This window comes from Marinitoga sp. 1135, from assembly GCF_013363245.1.
Classification (GTDB): Bacteria; Thermotogota; Thermotogae; order Petrotogales; family Petrotogaceae; genus Marinitoga; species Marinitoga piezophila.
The window spans coordinates 88,801-102,548 of the sequence record NZ_LBEZ01000014.1 but is presented as its reverse complement, the minus strand read 5'-3'; the positions used below and the strand labels follow the sequence as shown (position 1 = coordinate 102,548).

Below are 13,748 nucleotides of genomic sequence, written 5' to 3'. Positions count from 1 at the left end.
CTAAATTTTGATAAATCAATTATATCAAAAAAATTTTTGATATAAAAGTATAAAATAAAAACAAAGCCTGACGGCTTTGTTTTTATTTTATTTTATTTTTTATTCAACTGGGGTAAGGGGCAGGTTAAAGGTATATTCTATTGATCGCTTAAGTAATAAAATATACCATTCGCTATCCCCTGCTAAATTTCCAATATAATATTCCAGAGGAGAAGTCGAAGCGATTACCCTTCCATTTCCATATCTATATTCAATATATGTTGGATATTTTTCATTTGTAGAATATTCTTTTATAAATACCACAGGGTTAATTATATCTGCCGAACTTAAATTATCAAAACCTCCGTGACTTGCATAATTACCCACTAAAGATTCTTCAGGAAAGCCTGCCAATAATGGATGTGTTCTATTTGTTATTTCATTATAACTATCATAATAATCTCTCCAGGTTACACCGCCAGGAAGAGTTCCTGTAAAATCTCCTCCATTCCAGCCATTGTCGCAGGCAATCCAGAATAACGTTCCACCATTACTTACAAAAGTATTAAATTTATCCATATTGGTTTTATATATATCATAAAAATTACCTGTCTGATCACCCTCGATAATTATAGCCCAACTTGAATCAAATGAATTTAAATTATTAATATCTTCAGAACTTTTTATTTCATATTGTTTTATACCACTACCTTCAGAGAAACCTATATTATCTAAAATATCCGTAACAGCACTTGGTTCTGACCAGGCATCTACATCTTTAAAAATAACAACATGTTTTGCCGCTTTACGTAATATCAAATCCGGTGCCACTGTATTTTTTCCGTTTTCTATAACAATTGGTGCTGCATCTGCCGAATATTCAGAGTTTTCTTCGACATCTCTTGCATACACTATATAATTACCCACAGGAACAAAATCAAATGAATAGTTTCCATTTTTGTCTGAAAATGTGTACATCCCGGGCAAAGGTTCTCCTTCTGGCGTTCTAATTTCTAACAAAATACCTGTTTGGTCTGATTTATCAATATATTTAACTTTTCCATTTAAAGTACCATAATCTCCTAACGGATATAACACCAGAGATGCTCCTAAAGTCGTTTTTTCATTATTTTTTATATCTATAAATTTTTTTGTTGGAAAATACCCATCCTTTTCGGCCTTTATTATATATTTCCCTTCTGGAATATTCTCCAATGAAAAATAACCATCTTCAATTGTTTTAGTTTTATTTAAGGTACTTATAGTATCAACTGGACTAAATCCATTTCCTGTTGCCTCTAAACCTTCTATTGATACTTTAATATTGCTATTATCCACATTATCACTTAAATTTGCATATCCATCAACATCTCCATTTTCCATTATCGGATCAACTTTTTGACATGAAAAAAACAAAAATATGGTTATTAAACCTATTATAATAATTATTTTTCTTTTCATAATTTTTCCCTCCATTAATTTTAAAATCTTAATCCAAATTCACCATATACTCCAAATATTCCAAATGTCTGTTGAAATGACAGGTCAAAAACTGTATTAACACCACCTGTAATAACAAAAGGCCCTAAATATATTGAAATTCCTGCTTTTGTAAGATACATTGTATAGGAATAAATTGAAAATTCTCCATTGTAATATTGAATAATTGGACTTATTCCCGAAAATACCTTTATTCTTTTAGTTGGAATCTGGACTAAAAAAAAGATAGTTGGTTGCAGATATGTTATTTCACCTGTATTTATAATATCCTCCGGGGAAAAAACACCTATTTCCAATCCAAATATATCCTTATCACCAATAGTTACACTTCCACCCACAAAAGCTCTTTCATATCCAGACAATTCTTTTAAATAACTTCCTGAGATTTCAAAACCTAACATAATCCCTGAAAAAACACCTATAACCAATAACATAAATACCATTTTTTTCATAAATACACCTCATTTCCTTTATTTTATTATGCGATGCCACTATATTTAAGTTAATAATATTTGAATATTTTTTTAATGTATGTATTATGATTATACTCTTATTCTTGAATTAAAGCAAATTAAATAAAAATAATTGATTTTATGTTATAATCTGAATGAAAAAATATTATATTTAAAGGAGTAGAATATGAGAATATTAGGAATAGATCCTGGATATGGAAGGATTGGTTTTGGAGTTATTGATAAGATTGGAAACACCTTTAAACTAATAGACTTTGGAGTAATAGAAACAGATAAAAATGCAGATTTAAACAAAAGATTACTGGAAATATATGAAAAAATGAATGAGTTAATAAACAAATATAATCCTGATGAAGCTGCTGTTGAAAGCCTTTTCTTCTTTAAAAATGTAAAAACTGCTATTCAGGTTGGCGAAGCACGCGGTGTAATACTGCTAACTCTGCAACAGGCTGGATTAGTTATTGCAGAATATACACCTTATCAGGTAAAACAGGCAATAACCGGTTATGGACGTGCTGAAAAGGGACAAATACAAAGAATGTTAAAAACAATTTTTAACCTCAAAAAAACACCAACCCCTGATGATGCAGCAGATGCCATTGCAATTGCCTTTTGTCACGGAAATTATAGACGTTTTTAAGAAAATATGATATAATATTAAAAACATGAATTTCGGGAGGAAATAAAATGAGAGCTAATATAGGAATAGATTTAGGAACTGCAAATACATTGGTCTATGTAAAAGGAAAGGGAATTGTTGTTAACGAACCATCTGTTATTGCTATAGAAAAGGATACAAGGGAAATCTTAACTGTTGGAAAAGAAGCAAAAAAAATGATAGGAAAAACACCTGCAAATATTATTGCCATAAGGCCTTTGAAAGATGGTGTTATTGCTGATTACAATACAGCACTTGCAATGTTAAAATATTTCATAGATGCTTCTGTTGGTTCATTTACATTTTTAAAACCCATAGTTGTTGTTGGTATTCCAACAGATGCAACAGAGGTTGAAAGAAATGCTTTACATAAGGCTACACTGGACGCTGGTGCTGGAAAAGCTTTTCTTATAGAAGAAGCTATGGCAACTGCTATTGGTGTAGGATTAAATGTTGAAGAAGCTTCCGGTAATATGGTTGTAGATATAGGCGGTGGAACAACAGAAATTGCTGTAATTTCCCTTGGAAGTATTGTTCTATCAAAATCCGTTAGAATTGCTGGAGATGAATTAGATGAAGCAATAATAAATTATGTAAAAGAAAAAAGCGGACTTCTTATCGGAGAAAGAACCGCTGAAAGAATCAAGAAAAAAATTGGAAATACCTGGCCAAATGACGAATACGATAATGAAGAAGTTGAAATTATAGGAAGGGATATTTTATCAGGATTACCAAGAAATATTGTATTAAAAGGCTATGAAATCAGGGAAGCTATAAGCAATCCTGTATCAAAAATTGTAGAACAGATAAAATTAACTGTAGAAGAAACTCCACCTGAATTATTAACAGATATTGTTATGAAAGGTATTTACCTTTCAGGTGGTGGTGCTTTATTAAAAGGACTTAAAGAACTTATTGAGCATGAAACAAAAATTAATGTTGTTGTTGCTGAAGATCCGCTTACTGCTGTTGCCAGAGGTGCGGGAATGGTGTTGGATAAGGTTAAAATACTGGATAATCTTTCAAAACTTCATAAATAATTATGAATAGAAAGTTTTTGTATTACTTAATTTCTTTAATACTTTTATCTGTTATATCAACTATATACCCTCATATAAATTTTATTATATCCAGAGTAAATTACCCTCTGGATATTGTTTTTGTTGACCTGCGAAATAATTATCTTTTAACTATAAAAAATAGAGATTATTTAAATATTTTAGAAAATAAAATAGTAGAATCCACGAAAAGCTATTCCATAAAAACTAAAGAAACTAACATATCTTTATCTTTAACGCCTGGAATATATATAAATGAAGATGAACGATATATATATATAAAAAGTTCAAAAAACGTCAGAAAAAACAGTATATGTTTTTCAAAAGAAAATATTATTTCAGGATTTGTGGAAGAAAATTTAAGAGGTGAAATTGTTGTTCAAAAGCTCGGCTGGGGAAAAAGAGAATTTTTCGGAAGATATGATGGATACGATATTTTAATAAAGGAAACAGGAAATGGAAATCTTATTATTCATATTCCAGAAGGCATAAAACTTTTTGAAAATGGCAAAAATTATAAGATTTTAATTTCATATAAAAACTGGCTTCAATCAAAAGTTTATATTAAAGGGACCGCATATATAAAATCAAATACTTCTTATTTCTTTAAAAATGACATTCCACAAGCGGATATATTCCTATTTTCAGAATTAGAGGTGGAATAATGGATATTTTATATATAACACTAATGACATTAATTTCCGTTTCCTGGGATAGATGGTTTGGAGACATACTTTTCTTTACCTTTGGTATAGTTTTTTTAATTGTTCAATATACAAAACCCGAAAAGCTGATATTCTTCTCATTTTTATACTCAATAATATACTTTTCCTCCAAATATGATATTGGAGGAATGACAATTGTATTCTTTTTAATCACAATTGCTTCTGGAAAACTCTTGGAATTTTTAGAAAAAAGTTTTTTTAGAAGTATAATAAGCACACTTCCTCCTCTATTTTTTCTGGCATTATTAAACAAAAATTTCTATACACTTATAATCTCTTATATACTAATAGCCATAGCCCATTTTATTATAACCGGAAGGGTTGGAAAAAATGAAAGAATCACGCTTTAGAAGTATAATCTATGTAATATTTATCTCCTTTGCTTTTTTAATAATGAGAAGTGGATATTTGCAAATAATAAACCATAAAAAATATGCCCGTGATGTTGATGAACTAAGTACAAGAATTATCACTCTCAACGCAATTAGAGGAAATATATACGATAAAAACGGAATCTTATTGGCCTGGAATGAAAAGGAGTATGTAATTGAAAATTTCAATGAATCATTTTCTGAAGAAACATATGAAAAATTAAGAAAAGTATTCTCAGAAATCAGTGATTCTCCTGAAACATATATTGATAAACTGCTATTTCAAAAAAAGATTACTGTAAAATTAACACCTGCTGGTATTAAAACACTAAATAATCTTAAAGGTTTTAGAATATCTGAAAAATACGTAAGGAAATATAAAGACAAATCTATATATCCTATTGTTGGTTATGTAAACTCAGATGGAAAACCATTATATGGAATAGAAAAAGTTTATAATGATATTCTTGAAGGAAAACCCGGATATCAAATAGCTAAAATAACCCCAGGCGGTCGTGTAAAAAAAGTTCTCGAAGAAGTATCGCCTATAAAAGGAAAAGATATATATCTTACAATTGATTATAGACTTCAAAAGTTTATATATGATGAAATAGAAAAATATAAAAAACCCGGCGCAGTAATAATGTCAAACCCAAATAATGGGGATATTCTGGCGTTGGTAAGTTATCCTTCTGTAGAACCCAATCTATTCTCTTCAGGACTAACAATAAGGGAATGGAAGAAAATTTTATACGACACAAAGCAACCATTGGTTAACAGGGCTATTTCTACCACTTATGCTCCGGGTTCTGTTATAAAACCTTTTTTTGCGCTGGTTGGATTGGAAGAGGGAATTTCTCCGGAATCCACAATAATGTGTGATGGAAAGTTTGAACTAAAAAATTCTTCAGGAAAAATTATAGCTGAATATTATGATTGGAATATATTTGGTCATGGTATAACAAACCTTGTAAAATCCTTACGTGTATCATGTAATTTATATTATTATGAACTTGGTCTAAAACTCGGTATTGATACAATGAGTTCATACGCCAGTGCATTTAAATTATCCAAAAAAACAAATATAGATTTAACAGGAGAAGTCAATTCAATATTTCCAAGTAGAACATGGAAACAGGAAAAATTCCATCAGGACTGGTATATTGGGGAAACTGTTTTAACTTCAATAGGTCAGGGATATATGCAATTTACTCCAATAAGTATTTTGCGATTATATAATATATTAAGCACACAGGGAAAATACTATAGATTTCATGTAATGGACAAATATATAACAAATATAACAGGAAATTTTAAAAATTTTGAAAAGCATCTTGATTTTTATCATCCAATAAATGAATTTAATTATTTTAATATATTAAAGGGATTAGTTGAAGTTACAACATATCCCGGTGATAGTTCAAACGGCGGAACGGCATATCATGTTTTTAAGGACTTCAAAGAATTAGTTGCTGGTAAAACTGGAACAGCAGAAGTAATGGGAGGAAAATCGCCTCATTCATGGTTTGCCGGATTTATGCCTGCAAACTCGCCAGAAGTATCCATTGTATCCTTTATTGAAAATGGTGGCTACGGTTCCGCAGTGGCTGCTCCAATAGCACGAAAAGCTTTAGAAAAATATCTTTATTTAAAGGGGGAAAACAAAAAATGAAAAAAATTTTAATTTTATCATTGTTAATTCTGTTTGCATTTTCAGTTTTTGGAGATAAATTACTGATATTTAGAAATACTGGAATTATAAGCAAAGAATTGCCATGGACAGAAAATTTTAAGTTTTCTCTGGAAAAAGACCAATCTGTAATCTTCATAGAAAATGCCGAATATTACAGTATATCCTTCCCGGCTCCTGAGGACGTAGCTTTTAGAATAATAGGAAACAATGAAAAACTTCATGAAGCTATAAATGGCAGGGTAAAAATATTAAACCAAAATCCTCTTATAATAGAAGATACATTTAATCCGGCATTTATCTATTACTTTGATAATAATCTAAAAATGTGGTGTAAAACAGAAAAAGAAAATCTCAATAAACTCTTTAATAATAAAATTCTAACTGCAAAAAAGATTAAAGGATTAATATTAATATCCACCCCTATGAAATGGGATATAGTATATGATATGAAAGATGACGGAACATTATATGCAACATATAAAATATCCGGAAGATTAAACCAGGAATACGATACAATACTAATAAATGAAAACTTTACACAAACTGCAAAACCACAAATTAAAGAAAATTATTACTCAAAATCACTTGCAATGGAAAGACCTGTAGAAAACTATGATATACCTCAATTAATTAATGAATCCACAATAATAAACATTGGAAAAATATTGCCTTTTAATGGAGATTTCAATAAAGTAGTTTCACTTGGTAAAATAAAGAAATACGAAGACATACAGTATCTTACATTTGATTTTTATTCTGGTTCAATAAAAAATAGATACCTCGATGTTTTAAGAAGGTTCTTAAATTCAAAAGAAAACGGTTTAGGTGTTCCTCTTATTTCAGGAGATTTTAGAATATACACAAAAAATGGAAAAACAGAATTTATAAACAAAGTTTCAAAGCTTACAAAAACTTCCATAAATGACTATGCTGAAATAAATCTTGGAAAAGGCTGGAATGTAAAAGCCGATATAATACTTTTAAATGAATACAGAACAAAAGATTACATTGAAAAAACATACAGGATAAATCTAACAAACAGCTCTACTACAACTAAAAAATTCAAAATCAAAATAACCGGATATTCTGTAAACCTTGAAAATATAAAATCCAATTTAAATAATATTGAGAAAAAGGTTTTTGGGGATTATATCGAATTATTTGGAGTGATTAAAGATAAAGGATTCATAGAATTAAAATTAAAAGAAAATATAATGAGTTACTAAAATGGCGGTGAAAAAGTGAATTTTATATTTGACCTCGATGGAACATTAATCAATACAGAAAACATTGCAATACCTGCAATAAGACAATTATTAAAAGATCTTGGATATAATCCTAACATTGAAAAAGAAGAAATCTTACAATACATAGGTTATACAATAGATGACATCTTTTATGGTCTTTTAAACACAAAAGACCCCGAAATTATAGAAAAAGCCATAAAATTGCTTGATAAATACGAAATTGAAATAATAGAAAAACTTCCTAAAAATGAAATCTTTTTTGACGGCGCAATCGAAGTACTAAAAACATTAAAAAACGAAAATCACACATTATATATACTTTCCAATTGCAACAAAAAATATTTAAACGCATTGTTGGAAAAAGAATTAAATAAATACATAGATTTCCCACATTGTTCTGAAATGTATAACTGGGCAGAAAAGGATTATGTATTAAAACTAATAACCAAAGGGAAGAAAGATTTTGTTATGATTGGAGATAGACATAAAGACGTAGATGCAGCAAAGAAGAATGGAATATTATCTGTGGGTTGTACATATGGCTATGCACTGGAAGAAGTAAAAGATGCAGATTTTATAATATATGACATAAAAGAACTTTTAACAATAAAAAATAAAATAATAGAAAGTGCTTATAATACAATATAAAAAAAATAAAAAGGGCGTTAAGCCCTTTTTATTTTCTTGGTTGAACAACGAACTTTATAGCTGTTCTTTCTTCTGAATCGATTTTTACATCAACAAATGCTGGAATACATACAAGATCAATCCCGCTTGGTGCTACATAACCACGTGCAATAGCAACTGCTTTTACAGCCTGATTAACAGCACCTGCTCCAATAGCCTGGATTTCAGCTTTCCCCTTTTCCCTTATAATTGCAGCTAATGCGCCAGCGATAGCAATAGGTTTTGAGTTTGCAGCAACTTTTAATACTTCTACTTCTGCCATAAATCTTACCTCCCTTTTTTTAATACTATTTCTGCGATTATTGGCGTGTAATGGCGCACCTGGAGGGATTCGAACCCCCAACCTGCGGATCCGAAGTCCGACGCTCTATCCAATTGAGCTACAGGTGCAAGACTTCCTTATATATTATACTGTAAAAATCGAATTTAATCAAGTGATAAAAAGAAAATTTTTGCATACTGTATTCTATTTTCTCATTGAACAATAGAAATTTAATAAGAAGTTTATAAAAAATCTGGTATAATAAAAGTGGGTGATATATATGAAAAAAATACTCTTAATTTCAGATATTCATATTCCAACACGCAGCACGTATTTGCAATTGGAAAAAATTGATTGTTCAAAATATGATTATATTATAGCCTCAGGTGATTTTATAGAAGAAGAGGTTATTTTTTATTTTAAAGCTCAGTCACCTGAATTTATTGGCGTATATGGAAATGCAGATTATTATGATGTAAAATATTCATTACCTGAAAAACGTATTATAAATATTGAAGGCAAAAAAATTGGAATTATACACGGACATCAGGCAGGATGGGGAGATCCTGAGCGTCTTATAAAAAGATTCAGCAATATTGATATTATGATATACGGACATACGCACAGACCTGATGACAGAATAATAAATAATATTAGATGCATAAATCCAGGTGCATTTTGTGAAAACAGTTATGCAATATTGGAAATAGGGAGTGATGAAGTATCTTTGAAATTCCAGAAAATATAGAAAAAAAGGTTGAACAGATCAAAGCAGAAATAAAGGATTTAGTAAAAGACGACATATTATACGTAGCCTTTTCTGGCGGCATGGATAGCACAGTAACAGCATTTTTAGCAAAAGAAGCTTTGGGGAAAAACCGCGTAAAATTAGTAAACGTATTATTTGGTCCATTTGCTTATTCAAAAAGTATAGAATCTGTTTTAAGAACCGCTGAGGATTTGGATCTTGAAATTATATTTACTGACAAGCACATGGCACAATACAAAATAATGAAAAAAGGACCAAACTGTAATCAATGTACTAGAAAACTTAAAATGTCAGGAGTAAAGTCTGTTGCAGGAGATAAACTTGTTGCAACAGGTGCAAATCAATCGGACTCATGGGGAAAAACAGAAATAAAAGTAATGAACAATCTCTATTCACCCATTATTGGCTTAACAAAAGAAGAATTAAGGGAAATTATTAAAATATATAACATTAAAATCAGAAAAGTTGGGGAAAATGCCCATAGAGAAGGATGCAAATTAAAACATCTTTTAAAATTATTAATAAACATGGATTATCACGGAAGAGCCGTTTCATTCGCAAACGAAGTAATACATGACATTTTAGACAAATATAACTACAAAAGAGAAATTGCTAATGTAAAAATAATAGGTCCTTTATCAAAAAATATTGCTTTAATAAACATAAAACCATATCCACCTGAGGAAATATACAATGAAATTATAGATATCTTAAATTCAGAAAAAAGCATTGATGAAGTCTATATTGTAAACAAGCCTATAAAATTAACAATAAGCGTAAATCCTGGTATATTTAACCATAAAGAATCAAAATATTGGGTAGACAAAGGAAGATTACAACCAGAATTTGCTGCACCAATAGAAATAGAATGGAAAAAAAGTAAAAACGAAAGACTTGCAACATTCCATGTAGTAGATTTTGAATACATGAAATAATTTCAGGAGGGATATTTTGAACTATATTTTGCCTTTGATTTCAGGAATTTTAACTGGATTATCAATGCCGGGAAATTTATCTTCATTTCTCGTCTGGTTTTCTGTTGCTCCATTTATATATTCATTTGTAAACTCAAAAAAAACATTAGAAAGACTGATAAAAGTCTTTTTATATAGTTATTCGTTAATGGTAACCACATTATGGTGGGAAGTACCTGTTTTAACCAAAAACATTCCCGAGGTAATAAAAACATTCCCGGGATATATAGGCTTTTTCTCATATCTGCTTATGATTCTAATACTTACAATTCCATATTATATTATATGGATTTTAGGAGAATTATATTTCAGAAAATCGCGCGTTATAAACAAAACATCTTTAATACTATTTTCTGTATTCTCATATGCAGCAGCTGAAATTTTAAAACAATTTGGAGACCTTGCATTTACAGGTGCAAACTTATCCGATGCGCTTTACATGCACACAGGATTTCTACAAATACTCCCTTTTACAGGTAGTATTGGACTTACCATATTAATATTATTCGTTAATGCATATATTGCATTTTCATCTGAACGCGAAAGACTTAAAATCGGTATTTTTATTATAGGCATACTATATATAATAAACTTTACAATCTCAGAAAAATTACCTATGATAAACACCTCAGAAAATTCCGTTAAAATCAGTGTATTCCAGACAAATGTTCCTCAGGAAGTAAAATACTCAAATGACATGTGGAAATCATATGTGGAAATATCAAAATACATAGAAAAAAGCAAGGATAATTCTGAACTATTAATCCTGCCAGAAGCTGTATTTATAAAAGACATAAGAAATGATGAAATATTCAAAGTCATTAAAGAAGCCATTAAGTTATCAGATAAAAACTGGCTCATGGGTTTTCCCACTGTTGATTATGAAAAACGTGAATATTATAACAGCGCTATATACATAAACAAAAATGGTGAAATAGAAAATATATATAACAAAATTAGATTAATGCCTTTTGCAGAGTTTCTACCATATAAAAGCGTCTTCAGCTTATTTTCTTTCTTTAAGTTAGTAAGCTTTTACACACCAGGTGATGAATACTCTATACTCAACTTAAATGGCAAAAAATTCAGTGTTCAAATCTGTTTTGAAACATATTTTCCAGAACTTTCAAGAAACTTCACAAAAAACGGTGCTCAATTCTTAGTCGCCATAAGTAATGATGGATGGTTTTCTCATAAAACAGCTCTACTACAACATTTTTCCAAATCTGTTTTACGAGCGGCAGAAAACAGAAGAACATTTATACAGGTTTCAAATACCGGTATTACCGGAATAGTAGATAAATACGGAAGAATAATAAACACATTACCAACACATACATATAAAGGTGCTCAATTTTCAGTTCCATTAAATAACGAAATTACATTCTATACAAAATATGCAAATATCATAATTGTAATTATCCTTATTTTAGCAATAATCTTTAGTCTTATATAAATAAAATAAAAAGAGGTGAAAAATTTTGCTAAAAAAAGTATTTATAACCACAATGATACTCATTATTTTCCTTTTCTCATTAACCGGATGCGTTAAACCAAAACCTCAACCCTCAGAAGAATTAACCAAAATAATTGTTTATCTAACCGATGCACCAGATGAAAGCATTTCAGAAGCAACTTTAAAGGTCGCATCAATGAAATTAACCTCTGATTCCACCAATATTGAATTATTAAGCAATTATGAAAAAAATTTTCTTACACTTGCTGGAACTCTTGAAAAGATCAAAGAATTTAATATTAACGAAAAAGACTTAAAAAACGCTAAAATTTCTGTAATTCTTTCACCAACGGCAACAATTGTAGAAGAAGATAAAACAAAGAACATATCTATTTCATCAACTGAAATGGATATTACAGTTAATATTGATTCTATAAGTGCCGGAAGAACTTATAACCTAATCATTGATTTTGATATTGGAAATTCATATAATTCATCGCTTGAAGAGTTTTCGCCAATAATACGGGCATGGACTGTTGCAGATACCGAAGCAGATTATAGAACTATAGAAGGACATGTATATGACAATTCAGACTTAGGAGAACTGGCAACCCCAAAACCTGGAAGAGTTGTTTTAATACTTCCAACAGATAATTCAACTGTATTATATTCAACAATTACCAATAAAGATGGATATTTTAAGTTTAATAAAATAAAACTTGGACCAGGAATTTATAATATCGGTGTCGCAAAAAGTAATGCTACTTTTTATTACGAGAATGATCCTGATCTGGGATATTCTTACTATCTTGCAAGATATATTGAATTAGAACCTGCCACCGTTCAAATTAATATTTCAATAGGTGATCAATAAAAACTCTTATATAAAGGGGGAATTCAGGTTGAGAACTTTAAAAGATGTTATTGAAAAAGCAAAAACAGTAAACAAAAAAAGGGTTGTAGTAGTTGGTGCAGAAGATAAAGAGGCTTTAAAGGCTGTTTCTGCCGCATACGACGAAGGTTTTGTAGAACCTGTATTAGTTGGTAACAAAGAAATTATTGAAGAAAATTTAAAGGAATTAGGAAAAGAATTCGATATAATCGACGCAAAAACAGAAGAAGAAGCCGCAGAACAGGGAGTTAGATTAGTTTCTTCAGGTGCAGCAGATATTGTAATGAAAGGTTTAATAAAAACATCAAAATTATTAAAAGCTGTATTAAATAAAGAATGGGGTCTTAGAACAGGAAGCGTATTAAGCCATGTAGCAATAGTTGAAACAGATGCACTTGATTCATTAAAATTAGTAACAGACGGTGGAATGATAATAAAACCTACATTAGATCAAAAGGTTGCTATAATCAACAACGCTGTTGAATTAGCTCATTCAATGGGAATTGAAAATCCAAAGGTTGCATTATTAGCCGCTGTTGAAGTTGTAAATCCAGATATGCCAGAGACAATGGATGCAGCAATTATCACACAAATGAACAAAAGAGGTCAAATTAAAGGCTGTACAGTTGACGGACCTTTGGCATTGGACAATGCATTGAGCGAAATGGCAGCAAAAATCAAAAAGATTAAAAGCGATGTTGCTGGTCATGCAGATATCCTTGTTGTACCAGATATTCATGCTGGTAATGTTCTTGGAAAAGCTGCTGTTTACCTGGCAAACGGTAAAATAGCTGGTCTTGTTTTAGGTGCAAAAGCTCCTATAGTTATTGTATCAAGAGCTGACACAGCCGAGTCAAAACTTGCATCACTTGCACTTGCTGTATTAAAATCAGAAAAATAATTTATAAGTTTAATAAACAAAAAGCCTGATTCATTATGAATCAGGCTTTTTATTATTCTGTTTCAATTTTACTTTATTTAAAAAACACTAATATTGACAAATT

Annotated in this window: 15 protein-coding genes and 1 tRNA gene; 12 read left to right on the top strand and 4 right to left on the bottom strand. The window is 30.1% G+C overall.

The features are described 5' to 3' along the window. Nucleotides 1-99: 99 nt before the first annotated feature. Together XO10_RS06995 and XO10_RS06990 are read right to left on the bottom strand one after the other, a co-directional pair. A complete protein-coding gene (locus XO10_RS06995; RefSeq protein WP_014296878.1) occupies nucleotides 100-1,440 on the bottom strand; it encodes a hypothetical protein in 1,341 nt (446 codons plus the stop codon). Between the two features lie 20 nt (nucleotides 1,441-1,460). After that, complete coding sequence (locus XO10_RS06990; protein WP_014296877.1) at nucleotides 1,461-1,931, bottom strand: hypothetical protein; 471 nt, start codon at nucleotides 1,929-1,931, stop codon at nucleotides 1,461-1,463. A gap of 187 nt (nucleotides 1,932-2,118) precedes the next feature. On the opposite strand from XO10_RS06990, the gene ruvC reads away from it, so the two are divergent. From ruvC to XO10_RS06955, 7 genes are read left to right on the top strand one after another with little or no spacing between them, the layout of a single operon-like run. Further along, entirely contained in the window at nucleotides 2,119-2,592 is a 474-nt protein-coding gene (gene ruvC, locus XO10_RS06985; protein WP_014296876.1) for a crossover junction endodeoxyribonuclease RuvC, read from the top strand. A 47-nt stretch (nucleotides 2,593-2,639) separates the two neighbouring features. Further along, nucleotides 2,640-3,650: a rod shape-determining protein gene (locus tag XO10_RS06980; RefSeq protein WP_014296875.1), complete on the top strand. Its 1,011-nt coding sequence runs from the start codon at nucleotides 2,640-2,642 to the stop codon at nucleotides 3,648-3,650. A gap of 17 nt (nucleotides 3,651-3,667) precedes the next feature. Beyond that, a complete protein-coding gene (locus tag XO10_RS06975) occupies nucleotides 3,668-4,333 on the top strand; it encodes a hypothetical protein (protein WP_171814212.1) in 666 nt (221 codons plus the stop codon). After that, on the top strand, nucleotides 4,333-4,743 hold the full coding sequence (locus XO10_RS06970; RefSeq protein WP_075780642.1) for a hypothetical protein: 411 nt from the start codon (nucleotides 4,333-4,335) through the stop codon (nucleotides 4,741-4,743). Before XO10_RS06975 ends, XO10_RS06970 begins: the two co-directional genes overlap by 1 nt. After that, a complete protein-coding gene (locus XO10_RS06965; RefSeq protein ID WP_014296872.1) occupies nucleotides 4,724-6,436 on the top strand; it encodes a penicillin-binding transpeptidase domain-containing protein in 1,713 nt (570 codons plus the stop codon). Before XO10_RS06970 ends, XO10_RS06965 begins: the two co-directional genes overlap by 20 nt. Beyond that, the gene (locus XO10_RS06960) at nucleotides 6,433-7,683 is read left to right on the top strand and encodes a hypothetical protein (protein WP_014296871.1); all 1,251 of its coding nucleotides are present in this window, start codon (nucleotides 6,433-6,435) and stop codon (nucleotides 7,681-7,683) included. Before XO10_RS06965 ends, XO10_RS06960 begins: the two co-directional genes overlap by 4 nt. 15 nt (nucleotides 7,684-7,698) lie before the next feature. Then, nucleotides 7,699-8,352: an HAD family hydrolase gene (locus XO10_RS06955; RefSeq protein WP_175421322.1), complete on the top strand. Its 654-nt coding sequence runs from the start codon at nucleotides 7,699-7,701 to the stop codon at nucleotides 8,350-8,352. Nucleotides 8,353-8,380: 28 nt separating this feature from the next. On the opposite strand, the gene XO10_RS06950 is transcribed toward XO10_RS06955, so the two are convergent. Both XO10_RS06950 and XO10_RS06945 read right to left on the bottom strand, forming a co-directional pair. Next, nucleotides 8,381-8,653 (bottom strand): stage V sporulation protein S, encoded by a 273-nt coding sequence (locus XO10_RS06950; RefSeq protein WP_014296869.1) that lies wholly within the window; start codon nucleotides 8,651-8,653, stop codon nucleotides 8,381-8,383. A 51-nt stretch (nucleotides 8,654-8,704) separates the two neighbouring features. Further along, nucleotides 8,705-8,781 (bottom strand) — tRNA-Arg (locus tag XO10_RS06945). Between the two features lie 152 nt (nucleotides 8,782-8,933). Here XO10_RS06945 and XO10_RS06940 point away from each other — a divergent pair. The 5 genes from XO10_RS06940 to XO10_RS06920 are packed head-to-tail and all read left to right on the top strand — an operon-like array spanning nucleotide 8,934 to nucleotide 13,645. Continuing rightward, on the top strand, nucleotides 8,934-9,401 hold the full coding sequence (locus XO10_RS06940; RefSeq protein WP_175421321.1) for a metallophosphoesterase: 468 nt from the start codon (nucleotides 8,934-8,936) through the stop codon (nucleotides 9,399-9,401). Continuing rightward, complete coding sequence (locus XO10_RS06935; RefSeq protein ID WP_368494263.1) at nucleotides 9,377-10,357, top strand: ExsB family protein; 981 nt, start codon at nucleotides 9,377-9,379, stop codon at nucleotides 10,355-10,357. Before XO10_RS06940 ends, XO10_RS06935 begins: the two co-directional genes overlap by 25 nt. 16 nt (nucleotides 10,358-10,373) lie before the next feature. Then, on the top strand, nucleotides 10,374-11,852 hold the full coding sequence (gene lnt / locus XO10_RS06930) for an apolipoprotein N-acyltransferase (RefSeq protein ID WP_175421320.1): 1,479 nt from the start codon (nucleotides 10,374-10,376) through the stop codon (nucleotides 11,850-11,852). 25 nt (nucleotides 11,853-11,877) lie between these two features. Next, on the top strand, nucleotides 11,878-12,726 hold the full coding sequence (locus XO10_RS06925; protein WP_175418404.1) for a carboxypeptidase-like regulatory domain-containing protein: 849 nt from the start codon (nucleotides 11,878-11,880) through the stop codon (nucleotides 12,724-12,726). 28 nt (nucleotides 12,727-12,754) lie between these two features. Then, nucleotides 12,755-13,645, top strand: coding sequence for a bifunctional enoyl-CoA hydratase/phosphate acetyltransferase (locus XO10_RS06920; RefSeq protein WP_014296864.1), 891 nt, complete (start codon nucleotides 12,755-12,757; stop codon nucleotides 13,643-13,645). The last annotated feature ends 103 nt before the right edge of the window (nucleotides 13,646-13,748 follow it).